Source organism: Halobacillus massiliensis, assembly GCF_900166625.1.
GTDB classification, from domain to species: domain Bacteria; phylum Bacillota; class Bacilli; order Bacillales; family Halobacillaceae; genus Halobacillus_A; species Halobacillus_A massiliensis.
Genome location: NZ_LT800499.1, coordinates 2402616 through 2424721 on the forward strand (window position 1 = coordinate 2402616; position 22106 = coordinate 2424721).

Here is a 22106-nt window from a genome sequence, read left to right on the forward strand (position 1 = left end):
CCTGCTGATTAATCCGATATTCGAGCGACCTGAGTTATGTGGTCAGCCAGCTCCAATTCACTGAGTACTGTATCTTCAATATTTTGATCGACTTCTATAACCATTAACGCCTGCTCTCCCTGGGCTTTTCTTGACACTTCCATCCGGCCGATATTGATTTTGTGTTTAGCCAGGATGGCTGTAGCCGAAGCTATTGCGCCATATCGGTCGTCATGAATTAATAAAATAGCCGGATGACTTCCAGAAAGCCGCAGTTCAAAACCGTTAAGCTCCGTAATCTCCGCTTTTCCCCCGCCGATAGAAATACCAACGAGTTCAAGCTCTCCTCCTTTATCTCCAATTACGATACGGGTTGTGTTCGGGTGATCAGTCTGGGCTTTCTCTTCATAAAAATTTACTTCCATGCCTTTAGCTTTTGCTTCTTCTAAAGAGTTACGGATACGCGTATCATCTGTATCATAATCAAGTAACCCTCCGACTATAGCGACATCTGTTCCATGTCCTTTATAAGTCTGGGCAAATGAACCATACAAATGAATATGTGCATATTCCGGTATTCTGCCAAATAAATGGCGGGCAGCTCGTCCTATCCGAGCCGCCCCTGCCGTATGTGAACTTGACGGCCCGATCATAACAGGACCAATTATATCGAATACAGATCTATATTTCATAAAAATTCACCATCCTAAGAAAGCTTGTAATTACCGTAAAGAAAACGCTTTCTAACTTGTGCTTTTCCCTCATATATTCTAACACATTTCAAGAAAAATACCTCAAATAATATGGTTATATTGCTTCAATGTACGATAAGGAGTACAATAAATTCTTGTGGGTTAGATTTCTAACCGGGTGGGAGAGGGATAATTTCATAGAGGAGAAAACAATGCTTACTAAGCATAATTCTCAACACAGCCTGCGCAAGGATTTGGTCGCAGGGTTTATCGGCTATTTTACTACTGTTTATATCGTAGCCGTAAACAGTCAAATCCTAAATGATGCCGGACTTCCGATTGAAAATGGAATGCTTGCTACAATCCTTGCCAGTGCTGTCGGCTGTTTGATCATGGCTTTTTATGCGAATGCTCCTATGGTACTTATACCAGGAATGGGGGTTAACGCGCTTTTTGCTTATTCGATTGTCCAAGGCAAGGGAATGGATTTTCAGGAAGGATTAGGGGTTGTAACGATCGCTGCTGTTCTCTTCCTTATTACCGCATTCACGAAGCTCGGTGACTGGCTGAAGCACGCTATCCCGGATTCGCTTAAGCATTCAATCACAGTAGGTCTCGGCATGTTCCTTACTTTGATCGGTCTTGAAAAAGGAGGACTAGTTGTCAGAGGAGAGTATTCTCTGATTACACTTGGGAATCCTTCTTCGGCAATTGTAATTACAAGTCTGCTTACGTTATTTGGGGCAGTCTTTCTATTTGCCAGAAACGTACCCGGTAATTTTCTAATTACTATGATTATTGGAACAATCATTGCGTACTTTACCGGTATTCTTAAAGGACCAGGAGATGGGATTGCTTTAAGTGAACAGGAATGGATCTTTATGCCTTCCTTCTCAGGAATTGGAGAGTTTGGCTTTTGGATGGCTGTTTTCCCACTGGCTATCGTACTCATTTTTGAAAACATGGGACTTATCCATGGTCAGCTTGATATGCTGAATCAGCAGAATAAGTATAAAAAATCCTACAGGGCGTCTGCCTTTTCTGCACTGTCGTGTGGATTCTTCGGCACATCACCAACGGTTTCTTCTGCCGAAAGCGCAGCGGTCATTGCCTCGGAAGGAAAAACAGGGAGAGCCAGTTTATTAATGGCTGTTTTGTTCACAGGAACTATTTTTCTAACTCCATGGATTTCCATGGTTCCTTCTACGGCAATCAGTCCAATTCTGATAATTGTTGGCGCCCTGATGGTCCAGAATATTAAAGAAATTCCGCTTGATCAGCTTTCAGAAGCGCTGCCGGCTTTTCTTATTATTGTGATGATTCCATTCACTTATTCAATTGCTGACGGCATGGCCTTTGGCTTTATAGCTTACCCAATCGTCAAATTCGCGTTAGGAAAACAAAAAGAGCTTACCACTCCCGTTGTTTTAATTGCCATGGTCTTTCTCGTTGAATTTGTTATCCGCTCCATTGGTCATTAAGAATGAAAGGCGAGAAGGGCGGGTTAAGCCTGAATTGCTTTTTTAAAAGGAACTTCTAATGCAGAAGTTCCTTTTTTTTCCTTTTACTATATGTCATTTCTATGAAGAAAAATGGATGTTCCGTTTGCTGGAGCAGAAAAAAAACGGCTGGGAAATCGCTCGCTTTTCGCGGGGAGCCGGTGAGCTAGCTCGTTACACTCCCGGACCTCACCCCTGCAGGAGCATCGCCATTTCTCTTGGTTGACCTCATTTTTTTGAAGGAAAATGGCTGTTCCGTTTACTGGAGCAGAAAAAAGCGGCTGGGAAATAGCTCCCTTTCCGCGGGGAGCCGGTGAGCTAGCTCGTTACACTCGCGGATCTCACCCTGGCTCTATCTCCCTGCAGGAGTCTCACCATTTCCCAGCCACTTAACCGTTGGTTGTATAAACGGAACGCTGTAGTTTCAGTAACCGCTATTAAGGAAATAATCTTTTCTTACTCTGTGTTCCGTTATTCCTAATAAACGCAAAGGGCCGGGGGAAACGGCGAGACTCCTATGGGAGGATAGAACAGGGTGAGATCCCGGAGGGCTAAAAGCCTGAGGAAGCTCACCGTTCGCCCATGGAAAGCGAGTCTTTTCCCAGGCCCGGTTTTCTATATCAAAGGTAACGGGACTCCTTCCCCTTTACGTGAAAATCAAAGAAGACTCCTTGGAAGAGAAGAACAGGGGAGATCCTGGAAGGCTTTAGCCTGAGGAAGCTCATCGTTCGCCTTCCACTGTGCAAACCTTCCCTTTCTACTTTGTAAAACCCCCCTTTTTCTCACCACCTAATTTCTGTATTTTACCTATTATGAAATTCATTTCTAAGATAATAATAATAATAAATTCCGTGAAAAAGTGGTGATTCCCATTCTTTTGAATTTTATTGTTGGATTTATAATTCCCTGGACAATTGCTATACTAACGTGTCGTCGAGTTCCTCTTTTATTTCTTACCGTTGCTCCTTTTACTTCATTACTTTCCATTACATTAAATCAAATAGGGATGGAAGGAGAATTATGGACCCTTCACCCTCAAACGGCATTCTTAATTTTTAACTCCATAAATATTGACTTTGGCTACAATCCATCTGCGGGACTCGTATTTACTTATATGATTTATTACAATAAATGGAAAAGGTGGAAAGTGTACTTAGGATTTCTACTTTTTTTAAATGTAGCTGAAATGACTGCTCTTGTCTTCGATAAAGTGATATATGGGGCTTCGTGGAATATTTATTATACATTTCTGGCTTACTTATTCGGACTTATAGTATTAGATCTTTATTATCACTTTATAAACAAAGCTATCAATGTAAGAACACTTATGTAAATTTTTTTGACTTAAGACAAAGACTAATTCCTCTCCCTACTAATCAACACGGACTAAACCTCTGCACTGCCGCTTTTCTTACTGTAAAGAGAAAAAACAAATCGCCTGATCCTGTCAGATACAGGAATCAGGCGATTGTATATGTTAAATTAGTTATTCTACAGCCAGAAGATAAGAATATATAGGCTGTCCACCTTCATGGACTTCAACTTCCAAATCTTCAAACTGCTCTTCTAAAAAGCGCTCTAATGCTTCAATCTCTTCGGAATCTGCTTCTTCACCATAGATGATCGTAACAATTTCATCTTCGTCTTCGTCAATCATTTGACTCAATAATTCTTTCGCTGTTTCGAACTGATTTTTTTCAGTGGAAATGATGTCACCTTCAAAAATACCCATAAAATGACCTTTTTCAATAGTCATTCCCTCTATTGTTGTGTCACGGACAGCATAGGTTACTTGACCGCTTTTCACTTCCTGCATCATTGCCGTCATTTCCTGCTTGTTTGTTTCAAGGTCAGTTTCCGGATTGAAGCCAAGCAGGGCACTCATCCCTTGAGGAATAGTTTTGGAAGCAATAACTTCGGCATCAACTTCCGCAAGCTCGGCAGCTTGCTCAGCAGCCATAATAATATTTTTGTTATTCGGAAGGATCAGAACTCGCTTAGCATGGGCTTGTTCAATAGCATCAGAGATGTCTTTTGTACTCGGGTTCATCGTCTGTCCGCCTTGAAGGACAACACTTGCACCAAGGCTTTCGAATAATTTCTTAAGGCCATCTCCCATCGCCACAGTTACGATGCCAAATTCGGCCTTTTCTTCAGAATGAGACGGGGACTTCTTTTTATCACCAACGATTGATGTATGCTGCTCACGCATATTTTCAATCTTCATATTGATGAGACTTCCGTATCGCTGTCCTAAGTTTAATGCTTCACCTGGATATTCTGCATGAATATGAACTTTGATCAATTCTTCATCAGAGACGACAAGAAGTGAATCACCATGATTACTTAAATCCTCACGAAACGCTTCTTCATCATACGGGTGTTTGTCCAATTTATTCTGTTCAAATTTCACCATAAATTCAGTGCAGTATCCGAACTCAATATCTTCAGTATTCATAAAGTCCTGAGCGGATTTATGATGTTCCGCATTTACCATTTCATTCATAGATATGGTGGAAGGCGGCTCAGCTAAATCTTCTCCTTTTAAATTCGCAAGGAATCCTTCATAAATCGTAAGCAATCCCTGTCCTCCGCTGTCAACTACTCCTACTTCCTTCAGAACAGGAAGTAAATCAGGTGTTCTTTGCAGAGATTGTCTGGCTGCTTCTGTCACTTGCTCCATAAAGGAAATGATATCTTCTTCCTTTTTTGCAATTTCCTCTGCTGCTTCTGCTGATTCCCGGGCAACTGTCAATATCGTTCCCTCAACAGGCTTCATCACCGCTTTATAAGCAGTTTCCACTCCGCCATTGAACCCTTCGGCAAGGTCTTTCACTGTAAGCGTTTCTTTCTGTTCAAGCGCTTTGGAAAAACCGCGGAACAGCTGAGATAAAATTACCCCGGAATTCCCTCGGGCCCCCATAAGCAAGCCCTTAGCCAGCCCTTGAGCTACAACCCCCGCATGGTTTTCATCTATTTTTTTAACTTCTTCAGCACCTGAAGACATTGATAAATTCATGTTGGTTCCGGTATCTCCATCTGGCACGGGAAATACATTTAAAGCATCGATCATTTGGGAATTAACCTTCAAATGATGGGCGCCCTGAAGCACCATCCCCGCTAAAGATTTACCGTCTAACTTTCCTAAAGTCACAAATTCTTCCTCCTTTACCCATCTAAAAACTATGCAGCGGCAACTCTCACACCTTGAATAAAGATGTTTACAGAGTTTACCGATAGTCCAACGTTTTTACTTAATGCATATTTCACTTGTGACTGTACGTTATGGGCAACTTCGGATATCTTTGTTCCATAACTCACGATAATATACATATCTATATGAATCTGCTGATCTTCCTGGCGGACAACCACACCTTTTGAAAAATTTTCTTTTCTCAGCATTTCAGCCAAGCCGTCACGAAGCTGATTTTTGGAAGCCATGCCTACTATACCATAACACTCTACAGCAGCGCCCCCAGCGATAGTGGATATCACATCATTGCTAATTGTAATTAAACCATATTCATTATGAAGGTCAACGGACATAAAAAAATCCTCCTCTTATAAACATCATCTTCGTGAAATATTATAACACATAACGTATGATTGCCTTGTAAACGGATACAGATGCATATAACTCCTATTATACTTTGTAACATTTCAGTTTATCTGTCAAGAGAAAGTTCTTGATATAATTACTATTGAATGATTGCATTTGATATGTTGATATGGTACATTAAATAAGTATTTCAAGATTTATGTATGTTACAGGAGGGATTTATATGTCACGTAAATGTGTAGTATCAGGCCGTAGCACAAGCAGTGGTAACAACCGTTCTCACGCGATGAACGCTAATAAACGAAAATTTAAAGCTAACGTACAAAAAGTACGTATACTAGTTGATGGCAAGCCTAAAAAAGTTTATGTTTCAGCTCGCGAACTGAAATCTGGTAAAGTACAGCGCGTATAATTACCATACAAAAAAAGCACCTAATGGGTGCTTTTTTTGTTACTCTTTTTTAAATGTGCTAATGAGAGCCCGTACCATTCCTCCAAGAAAGCGCGGAAGTTTAATCGTATAAAATTTCATGAGCTTCCTCCTCAACATATAAAGCTATGAGTGCTGTCATCCCTCTATTAAATAAGTTCTTTACTTCTTATTACTAACAATATGCCACTAGTAAATGAAAAAGTACCTTGATCTTCAATCACGTGATTTGAAATACATAGAGTTGAACCATAGGTCAGCCGCTGATCTACTAATGGGTAATAAAATCCCTGAAGGTTAATATTATCAACCTCAAGCGTGACCGGAACAAAGGAGACATATGGATAATTCTCGTCCTTTCTTAATGTATGCTCCCCTGGATTGAATAATTCCACCTGATTCTGCTTGTCGATTACTATAGCTTTTATATTCTTCTCTTGAAGAGGATGAAGCATCTGTATGTTGATTAATGTATGATCAAACCTTCCGCCTGTTACCCCAAAAATCAGGATTTCTTCAGCCTCTTTATCTAAAGCATGGAAAATGGCCAGCTCTAAATCGGTTGCATCTTTCTCCGCTGGATATATTTCAACAAACCCAGCAGCCCGCTTAATCTTTTCCATGATTTTTTCAGTGACAGAATCGAAATCTCCAATTGCTGCGTGAAGAGGCAGCCCGCTTTCTATTATATATTCTGCCCCTTGGTCAGCCCCTATCCAGTAGATCTCCTCATGATGGAAATCTTGAAGTCTCGGCAGGTACTCCTTCGGACTGCCGCCAACAATAGCACAAATACCGCCCATTATTTTCACCTCTTTACTAATAGAAGAAGAGCTCAAGTTTTTCCTTGAGCTCTTTAATATTTTCCCTTTCCCCTGCTGGGAATTATACATAACTTTCCTTATTTTACTGATTGTTTGATGGATTCGATTGCAGCTTTTCGATCTTCCTTGTTAAAGACGGCACTCCCGGCTACAAGCACATCAGCACCAGCCTCTGTACATAAACGTGCAGTTTCTTCATTTACTCCGCCATCTACTTCAATCTCAAAAGAATAGCTGGATCCTTTCCGCCATTTGTCAATCTCCTGAATTTTTTCTAAAACAGAAGGGATAAAGGACTGGCCCCCGAAACCAGGATTCACTGTCATAAGAAGCACGAGATCAACTTCTCTTAAAATAGGCTTGATAGACTCAGCAGGTGTGGCCGGATTAATGACGACACCCGCCTTAATCCCATGAGACTTAATCTGCTGAATCGTCCTGTGCAGATGAACACACGCCTCCTGATGGACTGTCAGAATGTCAGCCCCTGCTTTGACAAACTGCTCAATATAAAGGTCCGGCTGTTCGATCATTAAATGTACATCTAGTGGAAGATCTGTTTTTGGACGGATGCTTTCTACAATTAAAGGTCCAATCGTAATATTTGGAACAAAGTGACCATCCATAACATCTACATGTAAGTAATCGGCCCCTCCGTGTTCAACCTCTTTTATTTCTTCTGCAAGCTTTGAGAAATCTGCAGAGAGAATAGATGGTGCAATTTTTGTCATTCCTAATACCTCGGCTTTCGATTTTGAATTTCCTGTAAAAATTGGAGGTAGTGGTCATATCTTTTAGCGGAGATATTTCCTTCCTGTACCTCTGCTTTCACAGCACACTTCGGTTCTCTATCGTGAAGGCAGCCGCGAAACTTACAGTGATCCTGTACTTCTACAAACTCTGGAAAACATTCACTCAGCTGATCTGTCTCAAGTTCCCCAAATTCAAGTGAACTGAACCCTGGAGTATCTGCTACAAGTCCTCCAGCGACTTCATACAATTCAACATGTCTAGTCGTATGCTTTCCTCGACCTAGACTTTCTGAGATTTCGTCTGTATCAATGTTTAATCTAGGGTCAATCATATTTAGCAGTGAAGATTTCCCCACACCGGACTGTCCGGCAATTACTGTAGTTTTCTCCGTCAGATATGACTGAATTCTATCGATTCCTTCCGCATCATGTACGGATGAAAGAATAACCTTATAACCGATTTTATCGTATACTTTTCTATACTCCTCAATTTTTTCCGCCGTGGATTCGCTCGTTTGATCCATTTTCGATATAACGATAATCGGTTCCAGCCGCTTTGCTTCAACTAGTACTAAAAATCGGTCGAGCAAGACAGGATTAAAATCAGGACTTGCTGCAGAAGTCACAACTAAAGCCTGGTCCACATTAGCAATAGGAGGGCGGACAAATTCATTTTTTCTTTCTTCAATTGCCAAAATGTAGCCTTCCGTCTGGGTTTCTGCCTGAAACTCTACAATATCACCTACTAGAGGTGTAATCTTTCTTTTTCTAAATACTCCTCGGCCCCGGCATTGATAGACAGTTCCTCCATGATACACATAATAAAAACCGCTCAATGCTTTTATAATCTTGCCTGTTGCCATTCATTCACCTACTTAATAAGATACACTGTCTTCTTCGATAACCTCATCTTCCAGCTGTACTTTATAAGCCGCTTCTCCACCCGGCTCAATTATCAATTCAAAGTCTATCGTTGTATCCTCTGTTATTGTTTTCTCTTCATAAACTTCAGAAATGTTATGTTCCGCATCACCGATATAAAGAAGCAGTGTCTGTTCTTCCTTGTCCAATTCTTCGTTGTAAGGAACTTCTACTGAAACTGGTTCTTGACGAGGTTCTTCTTCACTTGATGTTTCCTCTGTTTCTTCTTCTGTTTCCTCTTCCTCAGGAGGCGGTTCCTCATCCTGATCCTGCCCCTGATCCTGATTTTGCTCTGGAGGAGCTTGCTCTTCTTCTTGAACCGGCTCTGGGCCTAAGGACACAACGATACTTACAGTAGACCCACGTTCCACTTCTGTTAAAGCTGCAGGTTCCTGACTAATAACACTGCCCTCATTCACTTCCTCTGAATATGCTTCTGAAACAGATACTCCCAGACCATTATCTGAAAGGTACTGCCTAGCCTCATCCTCTGTCTGACCGGCAAGCGGCTGCAGGGTTACACGCGGCGGGCCTGAGCTCACTCTAAAAATAACTCTTGTATCTTCAGCAACGACCTCATCACCAGCTTGCGGCTGAATCTGTTCAATGATTTCTCCAGCCGGTCTCTCAGAGTCTTCTTCAATGGCCAGCACATTAGCGAAGCCTTTGTCTTCAAGCTCTTCTTTAATATCTTCGTAACTTCGCCCCACATAATCTTCAAAGGCAATTCGTTCTTTTCCTTTTGAGGAATACACGGTAACACGGGACTGCTCCTTAATCATTTCTCCCGCTTCTGGATCAGTTCGTACGACATTCCCTTCTTCCACATCGTCAGAAAATACTGTTTCACGCTGTACATCAAGGTTTAATTCTCTTAACTGACTGTACGCTTCTTCATACTCCATTCCTGTAACATCTATCATCTCAATGTCATCAGGTTCCAAAAGGTTTGGCAGCAGAAATATCACGGCAGCACCGGCTACTAATAAAACGAGGAAAAACGTTAACAGCCATGCCCACCACCTGCGTTTCTTTTTCGGTTTCTTTTTCTTGCTTTTCTTTTTTTTACCTATTGCTTTTTTAGTCGGTTCTTCGGGAACTGTGGCCGGAACGCCTGCTGCATGAACAATCGTTTCCCCTTCTTCCTGTTCCCCGAAATCATTATCAGTAATTACAGGAATAGCCTTTGTTTGTTCATCCTCTTCAACAGGCGGTTCAAAAACAGGTTCATTCAACCTTTCCGGGTTAAGTGAAGTTTCTAAGTCCTCTTCCATTTCGATCACCGAATTATAACGGTGAAAGGGGTCTTTGGCAGTTGACTTAAATACGACGTTCTCTACACTTTGCGGCAGATCAGGTAACCACCGCTTTAAAGATGGTGTATCACTCTGAAGATGCTTTAAGGCAATGGATACAGGGGATTGACCGGAAAAAGGCAGTCTGCCTGTTAACAGTTCAAAAAAAACAATTCCAAGAGAATAAATATCGGACTTTTTCGTTGCTGTCCCTCCCCGGGCCTGTTCAGGGGACAAATAGTGCACGGAACCTAATACAGAGTTCGTCTGTGTCAGAGCTGTGGCACTTAGGGCCATCGCAATTCCAAAATCTGTGACCTTTACGTGTCCATAATGGTCGATCAAAATGTTCTGTGGTTTAATGTCTCTATGGATAATGTCGTTATCGTGGGCATGAGAAATTGCAGAAGTAACCTGCCGCATTATATCGATAGCTTCCGCTGGATCGATCGGGCTATTTTGCTGAATATATTGTTTCAGGGTCATACCGTCTACATATTCCATGACCATATAATATAAATCTTTCTCTTCTCCTACATCATAAATGTTTACGATATTAGGATGAGAAAGACTAGTTGCTGATTGGGCTTCGCGGTGAAATCTGGCAATAAACTCTTCATCATTTCCATATTCAAGTCGAAGAACCTTAATAGCAACTTCCCGTTTTAAAATTAAATCATAAGCGAGATAAACATTAGCCATTCCTCCTCCGCCGACCGCTTCTTTTACTTTATAACGATCGTTGAGGAGACGATTGGTTAACATTTCTCAACACCCTCTTCCCCGGGTGTGTTATGAACAATGACTAAAGTAATATTATCTTCTCCGCCACGGTCATTAGCCATTTTGATTAATTGATTTCCAAAATCCTGCCAGTCACCATCATATTCAGCAATTTGGGCTAACTCATTTCCTTGGACTTTATTTGTCAGGCCATCAGAGCATAATAGCAATCTGTTATCTTCCTCAAATTCTAAAGTTAAAATATCAGCCGTTACCTGTTCATCAGTCCCAAGAGCTTTAAGAAGTACGTTTTTTCTAGGATGGTGTTCTGCTTCATCTTCTGATATCTGCCCTGAACGGACCAATTCATTAACAAGCGAGTGATCTTCAGTAATCTGCCTGAACCCATCACTGTCTGCTAAATAGACACGGCTATCCCCAATGTGTCCAATTGACACAAAAGAATCGCTGCAAATGGAAACGACCACTGTTGTCCCCATTCCACGACATTCCTCGTTTTCACGGGAGTGCTCTAGAATTCTCAGGTTGACTTCCTGTATAGCTCTTCTCAGCCACGATTCTGCCTCATCCGGCGATTGGATAGAGAGTGTTTCTTCCCAATGTTTATGTAAAGTAGAGACAGCCAGCTGACTCGCCACATCACCAGCAAGATGTCCTCCCATGCCATCAGCCACGATTGCCAGGATCTGACCGCTATTGTTTTTGTAAACGCCGCCTGCATCCTCATTATGACGTCTAACTTGACCAGTATCTGTAAAAAATCTTCCTATCATGGTTTTCACCTCATTTTTTCCTTACGCGGCTCATCACTCGAAAGGTGTCCGCATATAGCTTACGGCTCAATATGATGGTTTATTTATACAAAAATATGGCTACTTTATTCAGAGTAACCATATTCTTTTAGAATACTCATCTTTCCTCATTTATTTCCTGAGAAGACGCGTAAGAAAAAAGCCATCCGTGTCCCATTGGTGGGGAAAGATCTGAAGTCCATATTCACTTACCCCTAAGGAATCTCTCAGTTCAGCCGGAAGCTCTGTGAAAAAGTCCGGATCTACCATAAACTCCTCGTCCTCTTTTAAAAACTGCTCCACAGCCTGTTCGTTCTCGTGGGTATCCACAGTGCATGTGCTGTAAACAAGGCTTCCGCCTCTTTTTAATAAAGGAGCCACACTCTTAAGCAAGTCGGATTGAATTTTCCTCAACGAAAAAATATCCTGTTCTTTTTTCTGGTACTTAATGTCTGGTTTCCCCCGCATGACTCCTAGTCCAGAGCATGGGGCATCCAGCAATATTCGGTCAAACGTTTCGGATTTATGGAGATCTTGAAGGTTTCTCGAATCCGCCTGACCCGCTTCAATACTTGTTAACTGTAGCCGGTGGGCTTTTTCACTCACTTGAAAAGCTTTCTTTTCATGAAGATCATATGCAAACACTTTTCCCTGATCCTCAATTTTTTCTGCAATATGAGTGGTTTTCCCCCCAGGCGCACTGCATGCATCCAGTACTTTTTGGCCGGACTTAAGATCCATCATTTCTGCAACCAGCATAGAGCTCTGATCCTGTATGGTTACCATCCCATCTGTAAAGAGAGGATCTTTTAAAATATTCCCTTTTATAATCAGCAGTCCCTGCTCAGAGAAGATGCTCCGCTTAGTTTCAAATCCTCTTTCGCGCAACTGGGATTCCGCTTCTTCAAGACTGATTCGAAGCGGCTGAATACGAACCGACATCGGGAGGGTCTTTAAGTTATGTCGGCACATGGCTTCAGTCGTTTCAAATCCGTAAAGGGAAATCCATCTTCTGACGAGCCACTCAGGATGACTGGTAGAGATAGACAGCTTTTCCACCTCATCCTTAATTTGCTCTGTATCTTCCACACCGCGCCTCTGCACATTCCGCAAGACCCCATTTACAAATCCTGAAATACCTTTGTGCCCTTTCTTTTTGGAAATCTCCACAGCTTCATGAATGACAGCATGATCAGGGACACGCTCAAGATAAATCATTTGATAAACCGACATATAAAGCAGCCACTTTACCCACGGCTTCAGCTTCTTTTGCCTATGGATATACGGGTGAATTTGATAGTCTATTTTAAGCTTGTTCTGAAGTGTGCCATAGACAATTTCCGTTAATAACGCTCCATCCTTTAAAGACAGGTTGGAATGCTGCATGGCCTGATCTAACAGAACATGACTGTATCCTCCCTGCTCACCTACACGTGTTAATAAATCAAGTGCAGTTTCCCGCAATATATATTTACTCATCGTATTCACCCAGAATTTCGCCTTTTTCAATCGCCTGCCCGGCTCCATTTACAAACGCCTGACCTGTCATCCGCTTTTTTCCTGAGGGCTGCAAGTCAGTAATTTTAACTGCTTTTTGATCTCCTGAGGCGACTACAATACCTTCGTTTTCAATATCAACAACCGTTCCGGCAGGCTGATTATATTTTTTCTCCACTTTCTCAGCCCACCACACTTTAAGCGGTTTGCCTTTCCAGTATGTAAAAGCAACCGGCCATGGGTGAAGACCTCGAATATGGTCATAAACCTCCTGCTGACTGAGGCTCCAATCAATAAGTTCCTGCTCTCTTTTAATGTTGGAAGCAAATGTTGCCTCTTCCTCGCTCTGTTTTACCGGCTTTAGCTCACCCTTTAAAAGTTTTGGCAGGGTGTCAAGCAGCAGGTTAGCACCTGCCTCAGACAGTTTATCGTGGAGGGTCCCGACATGATCTTTATCCGTAATCGGCACCTTAACTTGTGTGAGAATATCTCCAGCATCAAGCTTTTTCACCATATACATGATAGTAACTCCTGTTTCCTTCTTTCCTTGGATAATGGAATAATGAATAGGAGCGCCGCCACGCAGCTCAGGCAGCAGGGAGGCATGGACATTAATACACCCAAACTTTGGCCCTACGAGGAGGGGCTCGGGAAGAATTTGTCCAAAGGCAGCAGTCACTATTAAATCAGGCTGATAGGTCAGCACCTTTTCATATTCATCTTTAATTTTCTCTGGCTGAAAAACAGGGATGCCTAAGCGTTCGGCCGCCTGCTTAACAGGCGGTGGTGTCATTGTTTTCTTACGTCCTTTTGGGCGGTCAGGCTGAGTGACAGCCAATACAACGTCATATTTATTTTCTATTAATTGCTCTAAAACAGGGACAGCAAAATCGGGTGTCCCCATAAAAACGATCCGCGTCATGGTGTGACTCCTTCCTACATAAGCTGATACGGTTGAAAATCGACCGTTATCTGTAATCCGTTCTCTTCTTTCATTTCATCTTCATAATAGTGCAGAATGCGCTGCACCAGTCTCCGCTGCTCAGGTTCTTCTTTATATTTTATCATGCATTGGTAGCGATATCTATTATTGATTCTAGTTAAAGCTGAAGGAGTGGGACCGAGAACATCGCTGTGATCAGAAAGCTTCTGTCTCATAAACTGGACGATTTTCTGAGTAACCTCCTGTACTTTCAGCTGGTTTGGGTGGGAGACGGTAAACAAGGTTAAAAAATAATATGGAGGATAATGAAAGGCTTTTCTTAAACGCATTTCCTCTTGAAAAAAGCTTTCATAATTATATTCACTCGCCAGTTTGATGCTGTAATGCTCAGGAGAATATGTCTGTACAATGACCTCTCCTGGAAGATTATGCCTGCCTGCTCTTCCGCTCACCTGTGTTAAAAGCTGGAAGGTCTTTTCAGCGGCACGGAAATCGGGAAGGTTAAGCAAGGCGTCAGCCGCCAATATCCCCACAAGAGTAACATTGCCGAAATCAAGTCCTTTTGCAATCATTTGAGTACCCAGCAGTATGTCTGCTTTTTTATCACCAAAATCATTCAACAGCCGTTCGTGTGCACCTTTTCGTCTAGTGGTATCTACATCCATTCTAATGACCCTTGCTTCGGGAATCAGATCCATAATGGCTTCTTCAACCTTTTGCGTTCCTGTACCAAAGTAGCGAATGGTTTTACTTTCGCATTCCGGGCATTGGTTTGGCATAGGCTCCACATGAGAACAGTAGTGACAGATCAACCTTTCCTGTCTTCTATGATAAGTAAGGGCAATATCACAATGGGGGCATTCTTTTACATGTCCACAGTCGCGACACATGACAAACGTGGCGTAACCCCTTCTATTAAGAAATAAAACCGCCTGTTCCCCTTTGTCCAGCCGCTCTCTTAATTTTTCAATCAGCACCCTGGAAAACATAGAACGGTTTCCCTGGTGAAGTTCATCTCTCATATCTATAAGCTCAGCTTGAGGCATGCTGGCATTATTCATCCGTTTCGTTAATGTCAGCATTTTATAGTTTCCTTTAGCTGCCCTGGCGTACGTTTCAAGTGCAGGAGTAGCACTTCCCAGAACCACAGGACAATTATGCGTAATCCCGCGCTCAATTGCTACATCCCGGGCATGATACCTTGTCCTGTCTTCCTGCTTATAGCTTGATTCGTGTTCTTCATCAATTATGATAATCCCTATATTGGTAAACGGTGCAAAAATAGCAGATCTGGCACCTACGACGACCTGCACTTCTTTTCGCTGAATCTTACGCCATTCATCATACTTTTCACCAGCCGAGAGACCACTGTGAAGAACGGCCACTTTTGAGCCAAAGCGTCCTTTAAAACGCTCAACCATCTGCGGGGTTAAAGCAATTTCAGGTACAAGCATAATGGCTTCTTTCCCCTGGTTTAGTACTTGCTGAATGGATTGAAGATAAATTTCTGTCTTACCGCTCCCTGTAACACCATGTAATAGAAATACTTCATGAATTCGTTGTTCAATCGCATTTAAAATTGGGATGATCGCTTTTTCCTGCTCGCTTGTCAGCTGAAAAGGTTCTGTGCTTTCAAATTCACGATGTCCATAAGGATCTCTCATCACTTCCTGCTTATATTCTTTTAGGATTCCCTGTTGAATCAGCGGCTTAAGCGAGGAGGATGAGGTATGTGTTAACTCGAGAAGCTGTTTTTTCGGGATTGGTTCTTTTGTTTCTAAAAAATGCTCCATTAAAAGCTTTTGCTTATTGGCCTGTTTCGGCAGGTCAACGAGGGCTTCCTCAAGCTTCCATTCATCAATTGCCGGTTCGATTACTGAGGTAGTCTTCTTAGTTTCGCGGCTTTTCACTTCATAATGAATATCAACTAAACCATCATCTACAAAATGACGCAGCTGCTGATAAGTAAGACTTGAGCTTTCAAACTCACTGTAATCAACTACGCTTCTCCCTTGAAACAAATCTTCAAGGATCGGAGCCCCCTCCTCTTCTGACAGCCGCCAGATTTCTTTACGGTATCTCGCTTTTAATACTTGCGGGAGCATTACCTGCAGACAGGATACATAGAAGCTTAACGTCTGCTTTGACAGCCATTTGCCAAGTTCTAGAAGCTCAGTTGTCAAAGCCGGAGTAATATCTAAAACATCCTGTATCTCTTTGGTCTTTGAAAAGCTGCTTTCATCTGTCAGTGTGATAACATATCCAAGGATTTTACGTGGTCCAAAAGGAACAATAACCCGGACTCCCGGCTGAACAATATCTAGGAACTTTTCGGGTATTTCATAATCAAAAAGCCGATTGGTGTTCTGGGAAGGCACATCCACGATGACTCTGGCAATATTCACTCAGCGTCACCAGCCACTGCCCGCGCTATTTCCAACAGTACTTTTTCAGCCATATCATCTTTTGACATCATTGGGAACTCCACACGATCTCCCTCTTTCGTTAAATATATCGACTGATTCGTATCATGACCAAAACCTGAACCTGCTTCTGAAACATTATTGATTACAATAGCATCAAGATTCTTCCTGCGGAGTTTATCCCTGCCGTATTCCTCTGCATCATTTGTTTCAGCTGCAAATCCAACTAAATACTGAGTAGATTTGTTGTCACCAAGATGCTGAAGAATGTCACGTGTGCGCTCCATTTCCACGGAATAATCTCCAGGAGACTTTTTCATCTTTTGATCAAATACCTGTTTTGGCCGATAATCTGCCACTGCCGCAGATTTGATAACAATGTCACTCACTTCAAATCGCTCTGCAACCCTCTCATACATTTCTTCTGCCGATTCCACAGCAATCTTTTTTACACCAGAAGGAGCTTCTAAAGAAACAGGGCCGCTGACTAACGTCACTTCTGCACCGAGTCTTTGAGCCTGGCGGGCCAGAGCATACCCCATTTTTCCTGTAGAAGGATTAGTAAAATACCGGACAGGATCTATTTTTTCACGTGTAGGGCCTGCGGTGATCAGGACTTTTTTACCTTTTAATACTTGTGACTTAATTGTTTCTTTTTCCAGAAGTGAAACGATGGTTTCCGGAGCTTCCAGACGTCCTTTACCAACATAACCACACGCCAGGTAACCTTCTCCAGGTTCTATAAAACGGAAGCCCCAGTGATCAAGCTTCTTCATATTCTCGATAACTGATGGATGACTGTACATATGAACATTCATTGCCGGCGCAATATAAACAGGTGCTTCTGTTGCCAGTAAAGTAGTAGACAGCATATCATCCGCAATGCCGTTAGCCAGTTTTCCAATACTGTTCGCTGTAGCCGGGGCAATAAGAAATAAATCCGCCCAGTCCGCAACATCAATATGCTGAATATACCTTGCATCCTGTTCATGAAATGTATCTGTATACACAGGCTGACGGGAAAGCGCCTGAAAAGTTGTTGAACCGATAAACCTCAGGGCATTCTCTGTCATAATTACTTTCACTTCTGCCCCTGCCTGAACAAGTTTGCTTGTTAATGCTGCTGCTTTGTAAGCAGCAATGCCTCCAGAAACTCCAAGGACAATTTTCTTATTTCTTAACATGCGACCATTTCCTTTCATAGGCGGTTGATAAGGAAAAGCCGCGCCATTTTAATCAGGTAGCGCGGCTTTTGTTCATATTATAGCGTTTCTGTTCTTGATTGAATAACATCAGACTGTGAGAAATTCAGTTTCCCTTGATCAATCTCTTCCAAAGCCACTCCTACCTGCTGGCTGGAAGTCGGCTGCTCGACCATCGGTGCGCTTCCTTGCTTTAATTCTCTTGCGCGTCTAGCTGATAGAGTAACTAAGGTATACTTGGACTTAATCTTTTCCTGCAGTGAATCAATAGATGGTTCTAACATCATGATTGATCAGCCTCCAATGCTTTTTTATATTCGTGAGCGACACGCTCACGCTTACAATGCTCACTTAAGACGATGGACTGGACTTTATGGACAGCAGAATCCACTTGATCATTAACAACTACGTAGTCGTAGGCATCCATCATTTCAATTTCTTCTTTAGCCGCGGACAAACGATTTTTCACTTTCTCTTCCGTTTCAGTTCCGCGGTTAACAATACGATCTTTCAATTCTTCCAAGGACGGCGGAATAAGAAAAATAAAGACACCTTCAGGAAAATTCTCTCTCACCTTCAGGGCACCCTGCACTTCGATTTCCAGGAAAACATCCTTCCCTTCATCTAATGTCTGCTGAACGTACTGTTTAGGGGTGCCGTAATAGTTGCCGACATATTCTGCATGCTCGATCAGCTGTCCTTCTCCAATTAACTTCTCAAATTCTTCTCTTGTCTTAAAGAAGTAATCGACACCGTCCCGTTCCCCTTCCCTCGGTTCACGCGTTGTCATGGAAATGGAATACTTTAAGTCAGTAGATTGCTCAAACAATGCTTTCCTGACGGTTCCTTTTCCTACTCCCGAAGGACCGGATAATATAAATAAAATACCTTTCTCTTCTATCACAAATGGTGCCTCCTAATTATCATCAGAAATTTCATCTTGGCTTAAAACACGCTGGCCGACCGTCTCCGGTTGAACCGCAGACAGCACAACATGATCACTGTCTGTAATAATTACAGCCCTTGTTCTTCTGCCATATGTAGCATCTACTAATTTATTATTATCTCTTGCAACCGTAATAATACGTTTAATCGGTGCAGATTCTGGTGAAACAATTGAAATAATACGGTTGGCTGAGACTACATTGCCAAATCCGATGTTGATTAACTTAAGACTCAACGGCACTTCCTCCTTCTAGGAACCCTAATCTATAACTATTATATGAAAAAGATAGACTAAATCTCAATCTTTATTCAATATTTTGTACCTGTTCTTTTATTTTCTCCATTTCACTCTTAAGCTGTATAACATCATTTGATAAAGCCGCATCATTTGATTTCGATCCAATTGTATTAATTTCACGGTGAAATTCCTGGACAATAAAATCCAAATGACGACCGATCGAGTCTTCTTTTCTTAATCCTGCTTTAAATTGCTCAATATGTGAGTAAAGCCTTATGACTTCTTCCGTTATATCTCCTTTTTCAGCAAGTACAGCGGCTTCCTGTATAAGACGTGAATCATCATCCTGTAAATGACCTTGTAAGTGGTCCTTTAATCTGCCAAGGATCTTTTCTCTTTGTTGATTCTGCAGTTTATCTTTCACACTATCTATATTGGCAACCATTGCCTCAACACGTGTTAACCGGGACTCCACATCATCTTGTAAACGACGGCCTTCTGTAACTCTCATAGCTGCAAGCTCTTCAGCTGCAAGACTAACGGCTTCCAGAAGCTTTTTCTCCATCCCGCTTAATCGGCTCGTTTCTCTTATAGTGAATACATCTTCCAACCTAGTAACCATATCAATAGTGATATCTCCCGTCAACTGGTGCTTCTCTTTAAGGTCTTTAACTTCCTTTATATACTGGTGAACTAACTGGTGATCGACCTGCAGCAATTTCTCCTGAGGTGTGTCATCTTCCTGATAGATAAATAATTCTATCCTGCCACGCTTTATATATTTCATTAAAGTCTTCTTAAAAGAATCTTCCATAAATAAGAGCGTTCGTGGAATCTTTGGAGAAAAATCAAAAAAGCGGTGGTTGATACTTTTAATTTCAACCGTCCAATTTGATTCATTAATTTGAATGGTATATCTGCCATAACCAGTCATACTTTTAACCAAGGGTATCACGTCCGTTTTTTCATATTTCCATTACTTTAATAGTGTATCAAATAAGTTCACAACCATGCGAATCATTGCTATAATTACAGGACTAGAGAGGTGTTGTAGCTATGTCTTTTGACGGAATTGTCACACGGGCTGTCACCCGTGAGCTTATAGAGAAACTTGTGACTGGTCGCATATTAAAAATCTACCAGCCAACCGATACAGAATTGATTTTTACAGTAAGAAAAGAAAGAAAGAATTATTCCTTATTATTATCTGCCCACCCCAGCTATGCCCGTTTTCATCTCACACAGGATGGATACAATAATCCGAAGGAACCTCCTATGCTGTGCATGCTGCTTCGAAAACACTTGGCCGGAGGTTTTATAGAAGACATTGAACAGGTTGAAATGGAGCGGGTCGTTAAACTCCATGTGCGTTCACGCAACGAAATTGGTGACGAAACGATTAAAAAATTAATTATTGAAGTTATGGGAAAACACTCCAACATTATTTTAATTGATTCTGAAGAAGGGCATATTTTAGACAGTATTAAGCATCTTCCTCCGTCTCAAAACACGTACCGGACAGTTATGCCGGGCCAGCCGTATAAGCTGCCGCCGGAACAAGGAAAATCAAATCCCCTTCAATTAACGGGAGAAGAGCTGATAAAAAAACTGGACTTTAATGCCGGAAAAATTGATAAACAGATACTTAGTAAAGTCATGGGTTTTTCTCCTTTAACTACAAAGGAAATCGCCCACCTGGCCAAATTAGGGAATCGAAAAGATTATGAGTCTGCTTATGAAGAGATCCGTCAATCTATCATTAACCATGAATATAAGCCTTCCTTGTTCCTGGGAGAACGTGAACAGTTTTACGTAATGCCGCTGACTCATTTAGAAGCAGAATCAAAAAGCTTTGAGACAGTAAGCGAAATGCTCGATCGTTATTATTCCGGAAAGGCCGAGCGTGACCGCGTAAAACAGCAGGCAGGAGATTTGTACCGCTTTTTAAAAAATGAAAGAGATAAAAATAAACGAAAAATTAAAAAGCATGAAAATACGCTGAAAAAATCAGAAGCCGCAGATGAATACCAGAAGATGGGAGAACTCCTTACTGCTCACCTGCATCTTATAAACCCGGGAGATACGGCTGTGAAAGTGATTGATTATTATGATCCAAATCAATTAGAAATAGAAATCGAATTAAACCCTAATAAAACCCCGAGTGAAAATGCGCAAAGCCTTTTTCAAACTTATCAAAAGCTGAAGAAATCAAAGGAAGCTGTAAAACTGGAGATTGACAAATCGTATGATGAAATTGAATACTTTGACCAGCTTATCCAGCAGGTAGAAAGTGCAAGAGAAGAAGATATTGAAGGGATCCGAGACGAGTTAAGAGAACAAGGTTACTTGAAAAAGAAAGCATCCGTGAAGAAGAAAAAGAAAAAGCCGGATGCCCCTTCACCTGAAAGCTTCAAAGCAAGTGACGGTACTACCATCTATGTGGGAAGAAACAATAAACAGAATGAATATTTAACGAACCGTCTTGCCCATAAAGGAGATATATGGCTTCACGCTAAAGATATCCCAGGATCGCATGTCGTTATTAAAGATACAGACCCGTCCGAGCAAACACTGTTTGAAGCGGCCCGTCTTGCGGCCTATTACAGTAAATACAGCCAGTCATCTTCCGTTCCTGTGGATTATACACTGATCCGTCATGTTAAAAAGCCCTCAGGAGCAAAACCAGGGTTTGTTACTTATGATCAGCAGCAGACGTTATATGTCACGCCAGACAAGGAAGAAGTAGATCAACTGAAAATGAAATAGAAGAAAAGCTCCGCTTTCAGGAAAAGCGGAGCTTTTCTTTATAGCTGAAAAGCCTGCATTTACTATGCCGGTTAGCTAGCCCGTTACACTAGCGGATCACATCCTGCTCTCTCATGGTACACGCAACTCGTTTGTCAACGGCTTAAGAAAAAAGCAAAGAAGAAAATCGCAGCAAGACAGGAGAATATCGCCTGAGTCCAATACTTTCTTTCTTCTTTTCGCAGTACCATAAAATTGTAAAAAACAAAAACAGACATACAGAAAGTTAAATTAATGAGCGGTCCAAACAGCCACAAAGGCTTCTCAATCGATAAGGACATCCACGTATATAAGTACACGAGACATGTAGTTAGGCCAATACTGACATTAACTAAAATAAAAAATGAATGCTTTCCCGGATTCAAAACTTATCACCCCTGCCTATAGAGTGAGCGAAACTTTATTATTACTTTAGCATATTTAATACTTTTTGGAATGGTAAATAAAAGTCAGTAACAAAAAAAGATAGCTCCTTTTCATAGATTGCTGATTAGCAACCCAGCAATCTTCAGGGAAACATAGACTTCTAAATATAAAAACAATCACAGGATCGAAAAAGAGATGCAA

22 protein-coding genes are annotated in these 22106 nt (G+C 41.7%); 4 read left to right on the forward strand and 18 right to left on the reverse strand.

The window, feature by feature from the left end:
- Nucleotides 1-8 precede the first annotated feature (8 nt).
- The gene (gene sdaAB, locus B7E06_RS11975) at nt 9-671 is read right to left on the reverse strand and encodes an L-serine ammonia-lyase, iron-sulfur-dependent subunit beta (RefSeq protein WP_082234208.1); all 663 of its coding nucleotides are present in this window, start codon (nt 669-671) and stop codon (nt 9-11) included.
- Between the two features lie 212 nt (nt 672-883).
- Here sdaAB and B7E06_RS11980 point away from each other — a divergent pair, with 212 nt between their 5' ends.
- Together B7E06_RS11980 and B7E06_RS11995 are read left to right on the forward strand one after the other, a co-directional pair.
- Nucleotides 884-2152 carry an NCS2 family permease gene (locus B7E06_RS11980; protein WP_082234209.1) on the forward strand — a complete coding sequence of 423 codons (1269 nt, stop codon included), beginning with the start codon at nt 884-886 and terminating at the stop codon, nt 2150-2152.
- Between the two features lie 895 nt (nt 2153-3047).
- Nucleotides 3048-3503 carry a hypothetical protein gene (locus B7E06_RS11995; protein ID WP_082234212.1) on the forward strand — a complete coding sequence of 152 codons (456 nt, stop codon included), beginning with the start codon at nt 3048-3050 and terminating at the stop codon, nt 3501-3503.
- 153 nt (nt 3504-3656) lie between these two features.
- Here B7E06_RS11995 and B7E06_RS12000 read toward each other — a convergent pair whose 3' ends face one another.
- Together B7E06_RS12000 and B7E06_RS12005 are read right to left on the reverse strand one after the other, a co-directional pair.
- Nucleotides 3657-5324 (reverse strand): DAK2 domain-containing protein, encoded by a 1668-nt coding sequence (locus tag B7E06_RS12000; RefSeq protein WP_082234213.1) that lies wholly within the window; start codon nt 5322-5324, stop codon nt 3657-3659.
- 29 nt (nt 5325-5353) lie between these two features.
- Nucleotides 5354-5716, reverse strand: a complete 363-nt coding sequence (locus B7E06_RS12005; RefSeq protein WP_082234214.1) for an Asp23/Gls24 family envelope stress response protein — start codon at nt 5714-5716, stop codon at nt 5354-5356.
- Between the two features lie 236 nt (nt 5717-5952).
- Here B7E06_RS12005 and rpmB point away from each other — a divergent pair, with 236 nt between their 5' ends.
- Complete coding sequence (gene rpmB, locus B7E06_RS12010; RefSeq protein WP_082234215.1) at nt 5953-6141, forward strand: 50S ribosomal protein L28; 189 nt, start codon at nt 5953-5955, stop codon at nt 6139-6141.
- 39 nt (nt 6142-6180) lie between these two features.
- Here the strand turns inward: rpmB and spoVM are convergent, their stop codons facing one another.
- From spoVM to B7E06_RS12080, 14 genes are all read right to left on the reverse strand, one after another.
- Entirely contained in the window at nt 6181-6279 is a 99-nt protein-coding gene (spoVM, locus tag B7E06_RS12015; RefSeq protein WP_082234216.1) for a stage V sporulation protein SpoVM, read from the reverse strand.
- Between the two features lie 29 nt (nt 6280-6308).
- Nucleotides 6309-6962, reverse strand: a complete 654-nt coding sequence (locus B7E06_RS12020) for a thiamine diphosphokinase (protein WP_082234217.1) — start codon at nt 6960-6962, stop codon at nt 6309-6311.
- Between the two features lie 98 nt (nt 6963-7060).
- Entirely contained in the window at nt 7061-7714 is a 654-nt protein-coding gene (rpe, locus tag B7E06_RS12025; protein WP_082234218.1) for a ribulose-phosphate 3-epimerase, read from the reverse strand.
- Nucleotides 7715-7716: 2 nt separating this feature from the next.
- Entirely contained in the window at nt 7717-8598 is an 882-nt protein-coding gene (gene rsgA, locus B7E06_RS12030; protein WP_082234219.1) for a ribosome small subunit-dependent GTPase A, read from the reverse strand.
- 12 nt (nt 8599-8610) lie between these two features.
- Nucleotides 8611-10716, reverse strand: coding sequence for a Stk1 family PASTA domain-containing Ser/Thr kinase (gene pknB, locus B7E06_RS12035; protein WP_082234220.1), 2106 nt, complete (start codon nt 10714-10716; stop codon nt 8611-8613).
- Nucleotides 10710-11468 carry a Stp1/IreP family PP2C-type Ser/Thr phosphatase gene (locus tag B7E06_RS12040; protein ID WP_082234221.1) on the reverse strand — a complete coding sequence of 253 codons (759 nt, stop codon included), beginning with the start codon at nt 11466-11468 and terminating at the stop codon, nt 10710-10712. The genes pknB and B7E06_RS12040 overlap by 7 nt, the downstream gene beginning before the upstream one ends.
- A gap of 150 nt (nt 11469-11618) precedes the next feature.
- Nucleotides 11619-12965, reverse strand: coding sequence for a 16S rRNA (cytosine(967)-C(5))-methyltransferase RsmB (rsmB, locus tag B7E06_RS12045; protein ID WP_082234222.1), 1347 nt, complete (start codon nt 12963-12965; stop codon nt 11619-11621).
- Entirely contained in the window at nt 12958-13905 is a 948-nt protein-coding gene (fmt, locus tag B7E06_RS12050) for a methionyl-tRNA formyltransferase (RefSeq protein ID WP_082234223.1), read from the reverse strand. Before fmt ends, rsmB begins: the two co-directional genes overlap by 8 nt.
- Nucleotides 13906-13919: 14 nt before the next feature.
- Nucleotides 13920-16331: a primosomal protein N' gene (gene priA, locus B7E06_RS12055; RefSeq protein WP_082234224.1), complete on the reverse strand. Its 2412-nt coding sequence runs from the start codon at nt 16329-16331 to the stop codon at nt 13920-13922.
- The gene (gene coaBC / locus B7E06_RS12060) at nt 16328-17533 is read right to left on the reverse strand and encodes a bifunctional phosphopantothenoylcysteine decarboxylase/phosphopantothenate--cysteine ligase CoaBC (protein WP_082234225.1); all 1206 of its coding nucleotides are present in this window, start codon (nt 17531-17533) and stop codon (nt 16328-16330) included. Before coaBC ends, priA begins: the two co-directional genes overlap by 4 nt.
- A 77-nt stretch (nt 17534-17610) precedes the next feature.
- Nucleotides 17611-17838 (reverse strand): DNA-directed RNA polymerase subunit omega, encoded by a 228-nt coding sequence (rpoZ, locus tag B7E06_RS12065; RefSeq protein ID WP_082234226.1) that lies wholly within the window; start codon nt 17836-17838, stop codon nt 17611-17613.
- Complete coding sequence (gene gmk, locus B7E06_RS12070) at nt 17835-18455, reverse strand: guanylate kinase (RefSeq protein ID WP_082234227.1); 621 nt, start codon at nt 18453-18455, stop codon at nt 17835-17837. Before gmk ends, rpoZ begins: the two co-directional genes overlap by 4 nt.
- A 12-nt stretch (nt 18456-18467) precedes the next feature.
- Entirely contained in the window at nt 18468-18731 is a 264-nt protein-coding gene (remA, locus tag B7E06_RS12075; RefSeq protein WP_082234228.1) for an extracellular matrix/biofilm regulator RemA, read from the reverse strand.
- Between the two features lie 70 nt (nt 18732-18801).
- Entirely contained in the window at nt 18802-19680 is an 879-nt protein-coding gene (locus B7E06_RS12080) for a YicC/YloC family endoribonuclease (RefSeq protein WP_082234229.1), read from the reverse strand.
- Nucleotides 19681-19790: 110 nt separating this feature from the next.
- Between B7E06_RS12080 and B7E06_RS12085 the strand changes: the two genes are divergently transcribed.
- Nucleotides 19791-21500 carry an Rqc2 family fibronectin-binding protein gene (locus tag B7E06_RS12085; RefSeq protein WP_082234230.1) on the forward strand — a complete coding sequence of 570 codons (1710 nt, stop codon included), beginning with the start codon at nt 19791-19793 and terminating at the stop codon, nt 21498-21500.
- Between the two features lie 134 nt (nt 21501-21634).
- Here the strand turns inward: B7E06_RS12085 and B7E06_RS12090 are convergent, their stop codons facing one another.
- Nucleotides 21635-21904, reverse strand: coding sequence for a hypothetical protein (locus B7E06_RS12090; RefSeq protein WP_082234231.1), 270 nt, complete (start codon nt 21902-21904; stop codon nt 21635-21637).
- Nucleotides 21905-22106 lie beyond the last annotated feature (202 nt).

What these genes read in the sequence shown, in the direction of transcription:
- sdaAB (WP_082234208.1), bottom strand. Translation starts at nt 671, where the DNA reads ATGAAATATAGATCTGTATTCGATATAATTGGTCCTGTTATGATCGGG.
- B7E06_RS11980 (WP_082234209.1), top strand. Translation starts at nt 884, where the DNA reads ATGCTTACTAAGCATAATTCTCAACACAGCCTGCGCAAGGATTTGGTC.
- B7E06_RS12005 (WP_082234214.1), bottom strand. Translation starts at nt 5,716, where the DNA reads ATGTCCGTTGACCTTCATAATGAATATGGTTTAATTACAATTAGCAAT.
- rpmB (WP_082234215.1), top strand. Translation starts at nt 5,953, where the DNA reads ATGTCACGTAAATGTGTAGTATCAGGCCGTAGCACAAGCAGTGGTAAC.
- spoVM (WP_082234216.1), bottom strand. Translation starts at nt 6,279, where the DNA reads ATGTTGAGGAGGAAGCTCATGAAATTTTATACGATTAAACTTCCGCGC.
- B7E06_RS12020 (WP_082234217.1), bottom strand. Translation starts at nt 6,962, where the DNA reads ATGGGCGGTATTTGTGCTATTGTTGGCGGCAGTCCGAAGGAGTACCTG.
- rpe (WP_082234218.1), bottom strand. Translation starts at nt 7,714, where the DNA reads ATGACAAAAATTGCACCATCTATTCTCTCTGCAGATTTCTCAAAGCTT.
- rsgA (WP_082234219.1), bottom strand. Translation starts at nt 8,598, where the DNA reads ATGGCAACAGGCAAGATTATAAAAGCATTGAGCGGTTTTTATTATGTG.
- pknB (WP_082234220.1), bottom strand. Translation starts at nt 10,716, where the DNA reads ATGTTAACCAATCGTCTCCTCAACGATCGTTATAAAGTAAAAGAAGCG.
- B7E06_RS12040 (WP_082234221.1), bottom strand. Translation starts at nt 11,468, where the DNA reads ATGATAGGAAGATTTTTTACAGATACTGGTCAAGTTAGACGTCATAAT.
- rsmB (WP_082234222.1), bottom strand. Translation starts at nt 12,965, where the DNA reads ATGAGTAAATATATATTGCGGGAAACTGCACTTGATTTATTAACACGT.
- fmt (WP_082234223.1), bottom strand. Translation starts at nt 13,905, where the DNA reads ATGACGCGGATCGTTTTTATGGGGACACCCGATTTTGCTGTCCCTGTT.
- coaBC (WP_082234225.1), bottom strand. Translation starts at nt 17,533, where the DNA reads ATGTTAAGAAATAAGAAAATTGTCCTTGGAGTTTCTGGAGGCATTGCT.
- rpoZ (WP_082234226.1), bottom strand. Translation starts at nt 17,838, where the DNA reads ATGATGTTAGAACCATCTATTGATTCACTGCAGGAAAAGATTAAGTCC.
- B7E06_RS12085 (WP_082234230.1), top strand. Translation starts at nt 19,791, where the DNA reads ATGTCTTTTGACGGAATTGTCACACGGGCTGTCACCCGTGAGCTTATA.